Annotated in this window: 15 protein-coding genes; 6 read left to right on the plus strand and 9 right to left on the minus strand. The window is 58.3% G+C overall.

Annotation, left to right across the window (positions count from 1 at the left end):
* Window positions 1-117: 117 nt before the first annotated feature.
* Complete coding sequence (locus tag BBBF_RS05855) at window positions 118-543, plus strand: peptide deformylase (protein ID WP_021648540.1); 426 nt, start codon at window positions 118-120, stop codon at window positions 541-543.
* Window positions 544-614: 71 nt separating this feature from the next.
* On the opposite strand, the gene BBBF_RS05860 is transcribed toward BBBF_RS05855, so the two are convergent.
* The 3 genes from BBBF_RS05860 to BBBF_RS05870 form a co-directional block, all read right to left on the minus strand.
* The gene (locus BBBF_RS05860; protein WP_021648541.1) at window positions 615-965 is read right to left on the minus strand and encodes a hypothetical protein; all 351 of its coding nucleotides are present in this window, start codon (window positions 963-965) and stop codon (window positions 615-617) included.
* A 129-nt stretch (window positions 966-1094) separates the two neighbouring features.
* Entirely contained in the window at window positions 1095-1304 is a 210-nt protein-coding gene (locus BBBF_RS05865; RefSeq protein ID WP_003813569.1) for a zinc ribbon domain-containing protein, read from the minus strand.
* Window positions 1305-1756: 452 nt separating this feature from the next.
* Window positions 1757-2125: a metallopeptidase family protein gene (locus BBBF_RS05870; RefSeq protein WP_003817237.1), complete on the minus strand. Its 369-nt coding sequence runs from the start codon at window positions 2123-2125 to the stop codon at window positions 1757-1759.
* Between the two features lie 204 nt (window positions 2126-2329).
* On the opposite strand from BBBF_RS05870, the gene BBBF_RS05875 reads away from it, so the two are divergent.
* Window positions 2330-2917 (plus strand): helix-turn-helix transcriptional regulator, encoded by a 588-nt coding sequence (locus BBBF_RS05875; RefSeq protein WP_014760356.1) that lies wholly within the window; start codon window positions 2330-2332, stop codon window positions 2915-2917.
* Window positions 2918-3189: 272 nt separating this feature from the next.
* On the opposite strand, the gene BBBF_RS05880 is transcribed toward BBBF_RS05875, so the two are convergent.
* The 3 genes from BBBF_RS05880 to BBBF_RS10530 all read right to left on the minus strand — a co-directional run bounded on the left by BBBF_RS05880 (window position 3190) and on the right by BBBF_RS10530 (window position 6193).
* On the minus strand, window positions 3190-4431 hold the full coding sequence (locus BBBF_RS05880) for an SPFH domain-containing protein (RefSeq protein ID WP_033510025.1): 1242 nt from the start codon (window positions 4429-4431) through the stop codon (window positions 3190-3192).
* Between the two features lie 177 nt (window positions 4432-4608).
* Window positions 4609-6081, minus strand: coding sequence for a DUF6591 domain-containing protein (locus BBBF_RS10085; RefSeq protein WP_080665125.1), 1473 nt, complete (start codon window positions 6079-6081; stop codon window positions 4609-4611).
* The gene (locus tag BBBF_RS10530) at window positions 6068-6193 is read right to left on the minus strand and encodes a hypothetical protein (protein ID WP_003817230.1); all 126 of its coding nucleotides are present in this window, start codon (window positions 6191-6193) and stop codon (window positions 6068-6070) included. The genes BBBF_RS10085 and BBBF_RS10530 overlap by 14 nt, the downstream gene beginning before the upstream one ends.
* Window positions 6194-6481: 288 nt before the next feature.
* Here BBBF_RS10530 and BBBF_RS05890 point away from each other — a divergent pair, with 288 nt between their 5' ends.
* Together BBBF_RS05890 and BBBF_RS05895 are read left to right on the plus strand one after the other, a co-directional pair.
* Complete coding sequence (locus BBBF_RS05890) at window positions 6482-6922, plus strand: helix-turn-helix domain-containing protein (RefSeq protein ID WP_003817229.1); 441 nt, start codon at window positions 6482-6484, stop codon at window positions 6920-6922.
* Window positions 6923-7104: 182 nt separating this feature from the next.
* Complete coding sequence (locus BBBF_RS05895) at window positions 7105-8775, plus strand: serine/threonine protein kinase (protein WP_021648545.1); 1671 nt, start codon at window positions 7105-7107, stop codon at window positions 8773-8775.
* A 133-nt stretch (window positions 8776-8908) separates the two neighbouring features.
* Here BBBF_RS05895 and BBBF_RS10090 read toward each other — a convergent pair whose 3' ends face one another.
* Both BBBF_RS10090 and BBBF_RS05905 read right to left on the minus strand, forming a co-directional pair.
* Window positions 8909-9466, minus strand: coding sequence for a cupin domain-containing protein (locus tag BBBF_RS10090; RefSeq protein WP_080665126.1), 558 nt, complete (start codon window positions 9464-9466; stop codon window positions 8909-8911).
* A 214-nt stretch (window positions 9467-9680) separates the two neighbouring features.
* Window positions 9681-10547: a class I SAM-dependent methyltransferase gene (locus tag BBBF_RS05905; protein WP_014760363.1), complete on the minus strand. Its 867-nt coding sequence runs from the start codon at window positions 10545-10547 to the stop codon at window positions 9681-9683.
* Window positions 10548-10836: 289 nt separating this feature from the next.
* Here BBBF_RS05905 and BBBF_RS05910 point away from each other — a divergent pair, with 289 nt between their 5' ends.
* Entirely contained in the window at window positions 10837-11202 is a 366-nt protein-coding gene (locus tag BBBF_RS05910) for a YccF domain-containing protein (RefSeq protein ID WP_003813590.1), read from the plus strand.
* A 34-nt stretch (window positions 11203-11236) separates the two neighbouring features.
* Here BBBF_RS05910 and BBBF_RS05915 read toward each other — a convergent pair whose 3' ends face one another.
* Window positions 11237-11965, minus strand: coding sequence for a GNAT family N-acetyltransferase (locus tag BBBF_RS05915; protein ID WP_033510027.1), 729 nt, complete (start codon window positions 11963-11965; stop codon window positions 11237-11239).
* A 579-nt stretch (window positions 11966-12544) separates the two neighbouring features.
* Here BBBF_RS05915 and BBBF_RS05920 point away from each other — a divergent pair.
* The gene (locus BBBF_RS05920; protein ID WP_051265203.1) at window positions 12545-13867 is read left to right on the plus strand and encodes a Fic family protein; all 1323 of its coding nucleotides are present in this window, start codon (window positions 12545-12547) and stop codon (window positions 13865-13867) included.
* Window positions 13868-14110: the final 243 nt, after the last annotated feature.

Consider the following 14110-nt stretch of genomic DNA (forward strand, 5'->3'; position numbering starts at 1 on the left):
GTCAGCCAATGGGACTACTCGCGGAATGGAGGCTGCGGGATTGCATGGCGTACCATATAACTCGACATCGAATCCGGCGCCGCAACACCGGCATCCACCGACGACACGGGAGTATCAATGCAACAACCGATCATGACCTCCGTCGCTTTTCTGTCGCAGGCATCGGCCCCTGCCGACCCGTCGAACGACGAGGACCGCGCCACCGCGACCGACCTGCGTGACACGCTGGCGGCGCATCGCGGCGAATGTGTGGGCATGGCCGCGAACATGATAGGCGTGGCAAAGCGGATCATCGTGTTCCAAGACAAGGAAAACAACCGCAACGCAATCATGTTCAACCCGCGCATCATTGCTGGGAGCGACCCATTCGATACCGCCGAAGGATGTCTGTCACTGGATGGCGAACGTCCGACAACACGCTACCAGAGCATCACCGTCACCTATCAGGCTCGCAGCGGGCGCGAATACACGACTGCCTTCGACGGATTCACCGCGCAAATCATCCAACACGAAATCGATCACATCAACGGCATCATCATCTGACGAATAATGACGATCATCGCGTCATATCGCCGAAATCGACAATGTGACGCGTCACAAAGCACACCACACACTCAGCCCAACTGGTCCTTGATGCCGGACGGCAGATGCGTGGTGACTTCCTGCTGAATGCGGTCAAACGCGCTGGACAGCAGCAGATTACCCGGAACCGTACTGATCAGGAATGCCAGAATCGCGGCGATGACCGCCGTCACCAGACCTTTGACAAGATGGGCGACGATCTTGAACACCAGATAGGCGACAATCGCGCCGACGACGACGGTGATCACGGTTTGAGCCAGCTGCGGCAGATTGCCATACCACAGGACGAACTGGTCGAATCCGGACCGCACGGTCTGTGATGTTTGAGAGATCTGCGAGTTTTGAGCAATATGCAAGGACAACACGGCGTGCACGAACTGCATGTGCGAGGTCAGTCTCCTTTGCCGGTGAGTATGGTGGTTGTTTGATGATATCAGCCTGATCAGGCCTCCCGTCATGTGCCGGTCCCCGATCGGGCCGGGATGCGGGAGGTCCCCTATGCCGTCATGACGTCAGCCGACGAGGAAGTCGAGGACGTTCATGCCGGTGCCGGTCTGCGCGCGATACAACTCGGTGTATCCGCACTGGCGGCAGGAGATGGTGACGAACTTCTTGTTCTGCACGTTGAACAGTTTGGCGAAATCGCCGCCGGTCGCCTGGAACTGGTCGCTGTCGTATGACCGGCATCCGCATTTGACGCAAACGTACTGAATCTGCTGCATAATGAATTCCTTTCATCGGAACCTAACATCCCCCGATAGTGGTTCACCCTATCAGACAGGATTCGCCCGATTGCCGGTTATCCCATATCCGCACGTAACGCGCATACAATCAACAGAATCGTCCGCGCTCCTTCGCGATGCGGGCGCCCCATATCGGCATCAGTGCGCATCGGAGAAGAAATCACGCTGAAAAACGCCAACAGCCGACAAATCCAGAGGCTATCTTCGTTTCGAGGGGTTGATTCGGATGCGTCAAAACATCTATCTGCGTTTCGAGGGGGTGGTGCTCAAGTATAAACGCTCCCAAAACCGCATGATTCCAGCAACATACAGCTTCGAATACCCTGCATATCGTGTTTTGGCAACCCCTTGAAACGCAGATAGATGTTCGGAGAGCCCCGAATCAACCCCCCAAAGTTCATATACCGTACAAATCGGCGGGTCGGATGTCCTCAGTAGCCGTGCGCGTGCAGATAATCGTCGTCAAAACCGAAATAATGGCCGAGCTCATGCAGCACTGTCTTGCGAATCTGCCGGCGCAGGTCGTCGCGCGTGGCGCAGACGCGCTCGTGCGGGCCCTTGTATATGGTGATGATATCGGGCATGACGCCACTGTATCCGGTGAAGCGCCGCGTGATTGGCACACCTTCGTACAGGCCGAGCAGCTCATCGCACTGGCGCTGCATCGTCGCCCGCTCACGCTCGTTCGGCTCGTCGGCGACCGCGATACCGACATTGTCCAGCGCGCGTTTGAACCGGTCCGGAAGACTGTCGATGGCCGCTTCGACCTCGTGCTCGAACTCCTCGTCGCTGATGCGCATTCCACAGCCTTCCTTGTCATTGAACAGTCGCCTTGCCCGCCACGATCAGGCGGATGCCCCGGCACAATCGGGAGCAGTCTGACTCCATGTTCCAAGCATAGGACGGCGTGGACCGATGCGCCACATAGACCGTACGTCACACGACCGGTATACGCTTCAGTCATTCGTAACGTACACTAGTGACTGTGCGAAAGGAGGTGCGCATTGGCGACGTCGGAAATCGAACAGTTGTGGATCAGCCAGTTTCAGGAGAATCTGGGGGCGCTTCGCAAAGTGGCGGGATGGACCACCCAGCAGTTGGCCAACGAGCTAGGAGTCGCACGGCAGACCATCTCCAATCTGGAGACCGGCCGAAGTCCCATGACCAAATTGCAGTACCTCGCCCTGCGCACCGTGTTCAGCGCCGAAATCGCCGAATGCGGCAACCGCGAACTGGCGAAGATCATCAAGACCCTTGTTGACGATCCGATTGAACTGCGCATCAAGGAGCTTGGGACGGCCGGTTCGTCCGACGATGCCAAAGAGCCGACCGATGAGACGGCCGACAATACCAAAGCAAACAGCGCTACCGAGCCTGACGCTCCCAGCGAAGCAGACGATGCACGGCCCGTCGCACCGGCATCCAAGCCGGCTGCCGGCAGACGGGCACGCAAAAACAAGGAACGACCGCTGAGCACGGCCATGCAGGCACTTGCCGTCATCACCGCGGCTCTGGCCAGCGGCACCGCCGCCGGCGTTCTCACCTATCTGCTGTTTCCCAACGGCAAGCCCGGTAAAAACGGCAGACGTTGACAGAGCGGACCGCGCTGCAGACCGCAACAAGGCCGATCATCGACAGTCGTACTGATTCGGCATGACGATTCGTGTCTATTTCCGCTGCCACGAACAATGCCTCATCTCGATCAACTTCCGGAAAAGTCCGGGATTCTCTTCGCGCATCAGCGCGGCTGCGACTGCATCATGTGGCGGCGCGTTTGAACAGAGAAATATAAATCTCCCGGCATATGAAGGCAAGGCTCTTCATGCACCGGGAGATTTGACGATTCGTTACGGCAGAAAAAACGTTACAGGCCTAGGACTTCATGCTTCTTCATGTCGAACTCCTCTTGGGAGAGGATGCCGATGTCGACGAGTTCCTTGAGCTTCTTCAACGTTTCCACCTGTTCTGCGACGCTCATGGAGGTGGCGTGCGAGGGCGCTGCCGCGCCGGCTCCGGAGGTTGCCGTATCGGCACCGCCCGTGCTTTCGGCTGCAAGTGCGGCTTGAGGCTGCGGCTGCTTCGGTTGCGGCTGCGCGGCCATCGGCATCGGCGCTGCCGGCGCCGCGGTCATCGGATTGATGGCCTGAGCCATGTTCATGCCGAAGAGCATGCCGCCGCCATCACCGAAACCGTTGTTCTGGATGCCTTGGGCGATCTGCTGCTGCGCGGCCATGTTGCCGGCCGTCTGCGAGACGCCCTCGTACGCAGAGACATTCATCTTGTTCGAAGCGAATTGGCGCACGAGCTGGCGAGACTCCTCATCGAACTCGATGCTCTCGATGCCGACGCCGGACACCTCGAATCCGAAGCGATTCCTCCACGTCCCCGCATTCGTCTCATCGTTGCGCACGCGTGTGGCGATATCGTTCGCATGGGCAGGCAGCTGCGAAATTCGATACTGATCGGACAACGAGTTGATGGCGACGATGAACGACTGGACGAATTCGGAAAGAATCTGTTCCCTAGCCTTGGGATTGTCGAACGCGTACGACGTTACGTTGGCGGGAACGTAATTGCGCACGAAGCGAACCGGGTCGGTGACTTTCAGTGACATCGTGCCCCGCGCCCGTATCTCCAAATCCACGCCATAGAATTTGTCATTGTAGACCAGCGGCGCTGGAGTGCCGAACTTAATGCCGCGGATCTCACGCAGGTTGACGAACGCCACATACTTCGTCTCCACCGGCTGCCCGCCGAATGTGAATCGACTGGCGACCGAACTGAACAGCGATCCGATGCCGTCACCGGCGAGCACGCTTTTCTCGCCGTCGCGGTACTCGTAACCGCCCGGCTCGGTAATCACGTTCTCGATGCCGGATTCAGAGAAGATGAAGGCCGCCGTGTTTTCGGGCACATAAATGTGGGAACCGTTGCTGATGACGCCTTCAGAACCGTACTCGTTCGACCCGCGTCCGTTGTTCGTGCCTCTTGGGACTCCCGGCGCGACCACTACATACTCGTCGAACCGACCGGCAGTGATGATGTCTTTCCATAGATCCGCGAACGTTCCGCCGAGCGCGCCCGCGAACGCCTTGATGATTGCCATGTGCTTTCTCCTCGTCTTCTCGCGCAAGCGCGGATGCGCCGCCATGCGTGTTGCCTGCATGACGGCGCATCCGCCCAGCGCACAGGTTCGGTCGGTTAGTTCAGCTGCGTCTCGCGATTGCAGTATTCGCAGCGAACCGCCTCGCGCTTATGGCCGGACAGCGGCGCGCCGCATCCCTCACAGGTTCCCGACGACCGCGTCTCGGCGATGCCAAGCCCGTTGCGAAACGCGCCGAACGTGTCCTTCAACGTACCGGCCAGCGCCTCCGTGCCGGGTATGGCCTTGCTGAACGCCTGTTGCTTGTTTTGGATCTGATCGAGAAAACCCATTGCTGTCCTTCTTCCTTATGTGGATTGGCGGAGTGCCGAATACCGCGTCACTGGCTGACGGACGCAAGTTTCTGCGTGCATCGAGCCATGACCTCGTTGTAGTACGCGAGATCGCTGGCGCTGAGCGAGCCGGAATCGATGGAAAATTACTTGAATTACTCGCAGATGTATCAGAGCTTGTGCTGATATCTGATGTAGATGAATCATCAGGACCGCGCAGGCTTATCGACATGATGTCCTTATTCGACTCATCATGTGAAATCCTTACGGAATAGCCATCCTTGGTCTCACCTCTAAACCATCCGCCCCTGCGTCTGTAATCTACAGTGAAGCCCTTCTCAAGAACAGCATCATTATACGCGGCATACTGTTCATCATTGGTATCACACACATCAATAGAGAGCATGTCATCATGTTCAATGAGATTGCCACCAGTCGTAGATTTCGGGGTTGGAAGTTTGGTGCCAATATTGGTTTTTGGCCAAGAGAAAGCTTCGCGCTCAATTTCCGGTGCGGCGGCCGGAGCGGCCTTTTCGAGAGCTCCGGAGACAACAATGCCTACACTGCCAATGACAAAACCCAACACTGTAAGTACTGCGGCAATCCAAGCAAACAGCTGACCAGTCACCTTGCCGCCGGGACGTGTTACACACAACGCAGCAAATGTCAGCAACAAGGATATGAACGCCATGGAGAACAACATTCCCCATTCCAATGCCGCCGGCGCGAACGTGCTCAGCACCATCAGGATGCTGTATGCAAGTGCCGCAATGGCGAGTTTAGAGCGGTTACCGGAAACGCCGGTGAACTGAGGATTATTCAAAATCTTCCAGGCCTTGTTCTCCTTCTTCGGGGCATTCGCCGCATCGGCGGGTGCCGCTGTGGGCAGAGCAAGTGCCGGATCAAGAACAGACAGGAATTCAGCGGTCCGAGTGCCACCATCATCACCGGTCACGTCCAGTTTGATGGCCGTCCCGTCAGCACCCTGAGCGCTGGCCTTCAGCGTGAATTGTGCTCCGTCATATGCGTGGAATGTCACCGTTCCCTCAGCGACGTTCTCTTCATCCACGGTGAACGTGGCGCTGGTGGACAGCTGGTCGTGGACGGCCTGCATTACCTGCTGCAGACTGGTCGCATACACACGATCGTTGTACGACGGAGTCTGGGCGGGAACATCTTGAACTGGCGGCATTGTCTGCGTCGGCGGCACAGACTGTTCGGTCGGAGGAATGAATTGGGTGGGCGCATCATTACTGCCCGAAGTCGTTGGCTGATTGCCGCCGGCGGGGAAGGGTGCCGGCTGTTGACTATCGTTTGTCATGATTTTCTTCTTCCTCTTTCTTTGCCAGCGACATCGCCAGCGCGCAAACGGCGAGACATGTGAGCATGACCGCCAGTCCGACCTCGATGGCAAACCGGCTGCGTTCGTTCATTGTCACATCCTTCTCTCGTCAACCACTTGATGTCGCTGTACTCATCACTTAGTGTATGTCGCTGTGAATATGTACGCAAATTAGCATTATGTAATTAGTTTAGCTAGTCAAACTGAGTTGAATCCACCCTTTCCGCCACGTGCCCTTACGGCAGTGGCAACGTCAATTTTCAGGATGGCGACATGGCCCCGCATCAGTTGCCAACTGATTTTTTCTCCGGCGTTTCGCCGGGCGAGTCTCGCTACGCTGAATCATCAGAATCACACGACATAGCAAGAGGAGCGCAACATGGCAGACACCCCCGAAGAGCATCTGACCGAAGAGCTGCTTGACCGGCTGCTTCACAGTGCCAAGATCGAAACGTATCTCGACGAGGAGCACATCACAGATCGTGCGTTGCCCGATTATCTGAACGAACTGCTCGACAGAAGCGGAATCAAGCGCAACCCTCTCGCAGAAAAAACAGGCATGAATCAGACGTTCATCTACGATATTTTCGCCGGCAAATCCCGGCCGGGAAGGAACAACGCCATCAGACTCGCGTTCGGGCTCGGGTGCGACCTGCGCGAGACCCAGCGGCTGCTGCGGCTTGCCGGCGTGAGCGAGCTCTACTGCAAGCAGCGGCGCGACGCAATCATCATCTGGTGCATTCAGAACGGCCGGGACCTTCCCGCTACCGACGATGAACTGTATCGGATGGGCGAGGATACCTTGGTGCCGAAGGACTAGTGCGGGGAGGTAGCTGGCGACGCCCCCACCCGCTTCGCGGGAGCCCCCGCCAGCGGGGGCGAGATTCTTAGCACATCACTCGTGCGCTTGTCTCCGCCAGCGGGGGCGGAATCTTAGGCCATAGAGCATGTCGATCGGGAACGGGTTAGGATAGCGGGTAACGACCAGGACTGGGGAGCAAGATGGACGATAAGCAGACCGCGCACGCGATGGGGATCGACGACACCTACCGCGTCGAGCGCACGCTCGCTCGCGGTCAGGGCGGCGTCACCGAACTGGTCAGCATCGACGGCATCGGTCCGTTCGTGCGCAAGAAGATCCCATCCCAGCTGGCCCAACGCAACGTATGGGCGGCTCTCAGCGCCTGCACGAACCCACGCCTGCCACACGTCGAGGCAACATACGAGTTGCCCGATCATTTCGTGGTGGTGTATGACTACGTATCGGGGCGGCCTCTGGAGCACGTCGTCCAGCAACAGGGAAAACTTCCTGAGCGCACGGCGGCACAACTGATCTGCCAACTGTGCGATGCCGTGACCGAGCTGCACCGGCATGGCATCATCCATCGGGACATCACCCCATCCAACGTGATTGTCGCCGACGACGGAGCGCATCTGGTCGACTTCGGCATCGCCAGGACCGTCGCGGCGAATGCGACGCACGACACCAAGGCATTGGGCACCTACGGTTTCGCTTCCCCAGAGCAGTTCGGGTTCGCACAGACCGACGCCCGATCGGACGTGTACTCGCTGGGACGGCTGCTTGGATACATGCTGACCGGCGTCTACCCTGACGACAAGCGATACGGCCAGCTGCTCGCCGACCCCCATGTGGTGTCATCCCAGCTGAAGTCGGTCATCGACCGGGCGTGCTCATTCGAACCGAGCGCCCGTATTCAAAGCGCCGACGAACTGCGCCGCGCGATACTGGGACAGCCTGCACAGCAGAATGAGAACATCGCCAGGCCCGCCATCGTGAACGTCGCGCCGCAATCGGCCCGGAAGCGCTCCAAGCGCAAGGCGATTATCATCGGTGCCATCTCTGCGATTCTGATCGCCACGCTCATAGCCGGCATGCTGGTTCTCGGCAATGTGTTCAAAACCGGCAAACAGTCCACGCCGAACAGCAGCACTACGTCATCATCTCACAGCAATACGTCAGACGCACAACAGCCGGGCAAGGATGGCACAAACGACAGCAATCAGTTCAACGGCTCCGCGAACGGGCAGACAACGGATGGAAACAGCACTGACAATACGCAGAGCGATACAACGGAGAACCCGCTGAAAATCACGGAATCAGGGTGGTCGGCGGACAGTGCCGGCTATATCCATTATGCCGTCGCGGTAAAGAACACCAGTAGCACCTTGCAGGTCGAGTTTCCTGCGATTAGCATCACCGGGCGCGCGAAAGACGGCTCGATACTGTTCGCTGAGGATAACCTCAGGGCAGTATCGTTCCCGAAGCAGACCATATATCTTGTCGGACAAGCTGGCAATGGCCCCGGAAGCGAAACTCCGGAAAGTGTGGAATTCTCCATAAACCAACGTGGCGGCACCGATATCCGGCAATCGCATGGTGTCGTCACCTTCACAACGTCAAATCTCTCGGTGTCGCATGATAGTTTTAGCAATACCTTATTCAATGGAGAGATCAAAGCCAAAAACACCGGCTACGATTCCATTCTAAATGGGGCGTATGTGACAGTCGTGCTACGCAACAAGAAAGGCGACATCATCTACGGGGATGGCCAGCCTATCGATTCGATTTTTGACAGAAAAACGCATTCCTTCTCAATCCCTATAGACGATTGTCCCGATTATGCCTCGTATGAGATTCATGCGTCAATTTGATTTTTGATTTGCCGGAAATTCGACGCCGCCCATTGCGTATCACGGTCATCTCACCACTATGCCGCTTGCCGCTCCGGCGATGTAATCGGAGCGGCAAGCGGCTACGCAACAATACAGGTGGCCCGAATTATCCTCAGCCGCGGTTGTCGAACATCGACAGGAGCATCTTGCTGGGTTCGACGGCGTAGACGGTGTGCGGCAGGCGGGCGCTCAGGTAGACGACGCCGCCGGGTACGAGTTCGACCTCGCGGCCTTCGCCGCCGACGCGCAGTTTGCCCTCAAGCACCTGAATGGTCACCGGCATGGCGGCCGTATGCTCGCTCAGCGCCTGATCCTTGTCGAAACCGAACAGCACGACACGCAGGCCGTCCTCACGCATCACCACGCGCGAGACGGTGGATTCCTGCTGGATCTCGATCAGCGATGCAAGATCGGCCACATAGCCCAGGTGCGGTTCCGTGGAAATGGCGTGACCTTCGGCATCGTGCTTGCACGCGCAGTGCTTGAGCTGCTCATCACCGGCTTCCTCGGCATCACCGTGCTTGCACTTGCAATGGTGGGCGGCCGGCTGCTGAGCGGCCGAAGCGTTCTCTGCGGCTGCCTCGGCCGCGGCCCTGCGCTGACGGCACTTGCAGTGCTGCTCGTCACGTCCCGCCTCACATGCGGACTGCTGTTCGTTCTCATCTGCCATGATGTTCTCCTTCGTTACGTTGCCGTATCTTTTTGTTGCGCGTTCGCGCCGCATATTGCTGCGCGGACGCGCATCCACGTATATCAGTGCATATCAATGTCGGACGCCGTACCGGGCATCGAACCGCGGCTGATCTTCCGACAACATCCACCATCATTATCTGCCAGCACGGCCGCCGGCGGAATCATCCGCCCGGCTGTCGGCCGGCGCATCGTCACTTCGCGGGCTTGCGCACCACGAACGCAATGCCGTTGAGCTCCTTGCTGTACTTGTGGAACGTGGATTTCATGTTCATCACGCGGGCGCGGATGTCCTTGTTCCCCAACATATTACGCAGGATGCGCAGCACGCCGCCAAGCCCCTCATCGGCGAGATTGCGGCGCATATCCAGCAGCGCCATCGGCTCCTTGCCGCTCCACAGCACTTCAAAGCCCTCGGATTCCAGCAGCTCGCGCCACTCTTTCTCGGTGAGAGGACGAGCGTTGACCTTGATGCTGCGGGCGAGCGCCTTGCGCACCTCGTCCTTGACCGGCTCAGGCAGATCGTCCGGCTGCAGCCCAAGCTCGTGAATCGAATAGGTGCCACCAGCGCGCAGCAGACGGTAGGCTTCTGCGATGATGGCCCGCTTGCCGCGCTCAGTCTGCATGGTGAGCATCGCCTCACCGATCACGGCGTCGGCGCTTTCGGATTCCAACCCCGTGTCCGCTGCGTCGTGCAGAGCACAGCTCGTCGGAATAGACGGTGCATTCTCGGCCGTCAGCTTGGTGATGATGTCCACCACCTGCGGGTCGCGGTCGACGCCGCGATAGCTTTTCGGCTTGCGCTCAAGAATGAGCTGCGTGGTACGGCCAAGGCCGGGCGCGAATTCGACGACGTCCTTGCCTTCCAACTCGGTTTTCGCCAGCATGCGCCCGGTCAGCTTCTTGCCGCCAGGGCGCAGAACGCGCTTACCGATGCGGGCGAGCAGCCAGTGTCCCTGCAGATGCTCCACATCACGATCTGACTGAGGCAGCGGAAGGCTACCGTTCCCCTGCGCATTGGTCGTGGATTGTGGCGCTGTATTCGTAGTCTGAGTTCCCATATCACGCGACACTATCGGCGATGCGCCCCATGCACAAGGGTTTTCGGTCTTTTATCAGCGTAATGTGATTGAACTCACTCCGACCGGCGGAATCGGCCGAGCAGCATTTCCGACATGCCGACGGCTACGTCTTGTGTGAAGAACCGGTCATACAGGCACTCGTCAGTGAGCCATCCTGTTGACAATATGCCACAATGAAACCAGTGCGACGATGCGCGGCAGATCATTCACCAGTCACGTCATCCGCGCACCGCACGACAACAATCGGAGACAATCGAGGACAGGAAGAATGAGAGTTATCAGCAATATTCTGTGGATTATCCTAGGCGGTCTGATCATCGCCATCGGCTGGGCGCTGATCGGGCTCGTGCTGTGCGTGACGATCATCGGCATTCCGCTGGGCCTCCAGGCATTCAAGATGGCAGGGCTCACTCTGACGCCGTTCGGCAAAACCGTCCGCTACGGTGGCGGTGTCGGCTCGACGCTGGCCAACATCATCTGGGTCGTGCTCGTCGGCTTTTGGATGGCGCTCAGTTACGTGGGCGCCGGCCTGCTGAACTGCATCACGATCATCGGCATCCCGTTCGGCATCCAGTCGTTCAAGATGGCGAAACTGGCGCTCTGGCCGTTCGGCGCGGACATCGTCAGCCTGTGAGCGTCCGGCTCGCAGGCCTCATACGGCGGTCTGCCTATACCGTTCCTTCCTCAAGATAAAAAACGGTCGAGCCGCCGTCATCCCATTCGACCTTCTCCTCGCGCCTGTGCGTCAGGCCGCGACGCGTATAAAAACCGACATTGCAGCCGGTGTCGGTAAACAAATAGTACCGCCGGACGCCAACGCGGCGGAACCGTTCCAGCAGATCATCGAACAGGAAGCCGCCCACTCCCCCGCCACGGATTCGCTCGTCGACCAGGAAGAGCGTCACCTCGGCGTCGTATCGGTTCTTTGCCCCTCGTATCAGCCGTCTGTCGACACGGTTGATACGCAGCATTTCAGCAATGCCGGAGCGACCTGCGGTCGAAAACAGCAACGGGAACAATGTCCTGATGATATGACGATGGTGCCGGTTCGGCAGGAGGCACAATCGTTTCGGAACATTGATGTCGACCCGCGCCAATATCACGCCCACCGGCCGGCCGTGCAGCACCGCGACGGTCGCCTCGGAAGAGCGCGCCAGACATGAATGGAAGTCCGCCTCCGCCAGCCGACGGGAACAATCGCTGTCCGCTTTTTGGCCGCCTGACCATTCGCTGTACCATGTACGCCGCAGAATCTCGATCAGCGCAGGATAATCGTCGCGCCGCAAGGTGCGCAGACGCACTGCGGGGCGACGCGGGGTCGCTGCTGTCGATGACGATGCTGTCGAAACCGCGGCGACCGAGGTCACATCCGCAATCGTGCTCGAGGAATCGTTCATACCGCAATGGTGACGTGGCACCGAGACGTTGACGGAGCAAAGTGAGACACGGCGAGGCGGAACGGACGGAAACGCAGCACAACGACTCTCCTGCCGAGACACGCCTGGATGTGTCACAAAGCCGTCAGAGCCAATCGCCAAGAATGACGGAACAGAGCCCCGTTCTTTCAAAAGTCACACGACAAGCTTGCGACTACGCCTCCGTAAAGGTCATCGATGCCCTAATCCGACGCAGCGGATACGGAAACAGAGAGATCGACCGTCTCTGCGATGGAACGATCACATACGGACGCATCCGAGACATTCGCAATGGCCTTAAGGCTCCGGTGCGTTTGTCTGAGTTTCTGCAGGCGCGGTGATCTCGACTTCGCGGCGCATGAGGATGAGCATAAGTACGATGGCGATGAAGACGATCCGGCGTAAAGCCGGATGTGGTGCCGTGCGGGGCTTCGTCCTTCATGTCTAATCGCGATTAAATTGATATTAATTATGCAATCGGCTACTTTTATTTGACTTATTTCTCGTCTTATCTTATAGTTTCTACAATTAAGAGCCTAACTCGGAAAGAGAGGCGGAACAATGGGTATGAAATATAGGAGTTTGGCGCGGTCGTTCCATACCGACAGATCCAATGACGCCTTCAACAACCATGCGAAGCTTGCCCGGCAACGGCTCGAGGCGGACTCCACATTCAGGACCGGGGTCGTCACCCCTCTGGGCGAACTGTTCGCCGCCACACCACGCGAGACATCCATGCTCACGGAAAAGATACTTCTCGCGGAACGGCGGGTATCCCGGCTCTGGAACCAAATCCCTGGCGTCATGCGCTGGGACTACATACGGCACTCCATCAGCGAGGAATTGTTCGCCACCAACGAGATGGAAGGCGTACGCAGCACCCGCAAGGAAACCCAGGAAGCCGTGGAAGCGGCCGACAAGGCGAGGAAGGACGGCGACGACCCCAAGGCTCGGTTCAGCGAATTCGCCAAGCTGTACCTGAACCTCACCGACAAGGACTCCGCACTGCCGGCGGGAATCGCCGACATCCGCGACATCTACGACAAGGTCGTGCTCGACGAAATCAACGAGAGCGACAAGCCGGACGGCGAACTGTTCCGGAAAGGCGACGTGGAAATACAAGGCCCGCACGGCCTCGCGATCCACAACGGAGTCAAAGGCGAAGGCAACATCGGCGCACTCCTCACCGACATGATCCATCTCGCGACCTCCGACGAGATTCCCCGGCTGCAGTCGGCCATCATGTCGCACTTCCTGTTCGAATACGTCCACCCGTTCTACGACGGCAACGGCAGAACCGGCCGGTATCTCCTGGCCCTGTACCTGAACCACGACCTAACCATGCCCACCGTGCTGTCGTTGTCCCGCACCATCGCGGAGAACAAGAACGCCTACTACAAGGCATTCATGGAGGCGGAGGACAAGCTGAACTGTGGCGAACTCACGCTCTTCGTGAACACCATCCTCGGATTCATCCGGAAGGCCCTTGTCGAGCTGATCGACGAACTCGAAGTTAGAGTCGACCAGCTCGACAAGGGCCGGGCGGTCTGCGACCAGCTCGAACGGAAGCACGGTCTGTCCGCGAAGGCGGTCTCGATACTATATGGCGTGATCCAGGAGGAGATGTTCGACTCGACCAAGTCCATGACGCTGAACGATGCCGCATACCATATCAGACTATCCAAGCAAAGCGCGAGAAAGTACGTGGGAGAGCTCATGGACGCGGGCCTCGCCATCCAGTCCGGGAAGCGCCCACTGAAAATACGGGCATCGGAATCGTTGAAGGGCATCCTTGAGGCCGGAATGGGCGAGGACGCCGGAGAGCATGGCGGCAAAACCCAACAAGAAGAAACAGAAACCGCCCACGAGGGCGATCCCGCATAACTCAATTATCCGGAAATTCCGGATAGTTGAGTTATCATCAAACATCGCGGCCGGATGGATGGTCAAGGTTTATCCGCTGCGTGAAACGTCGAGTGAAACGTGTTTCTCGCGGCGGAACTCCCACGTCCCGTCCGCGCGATGGACGATGCCGCCAGATCCCTTCGTACGTCGTCTGCCATTGGCCGCCATGATGTTCCTCCCTGTCGGGAGCGCCTTCGGGCATCTGCCGCCGGCGCCCTCTCA

This window comes from Bifidobacterium bifidum ATCC 29521 = JCM 1255 = DSM 20456 (genome assembly GCF_001025135.1).
GTDB classification, from domain to species: Bacteria; Actinomycetota; Actinomycetes; order Actinomycetales; family Bifidobacteriaceae; genus Bifidobacterium; species Bifidobacterium bifidum.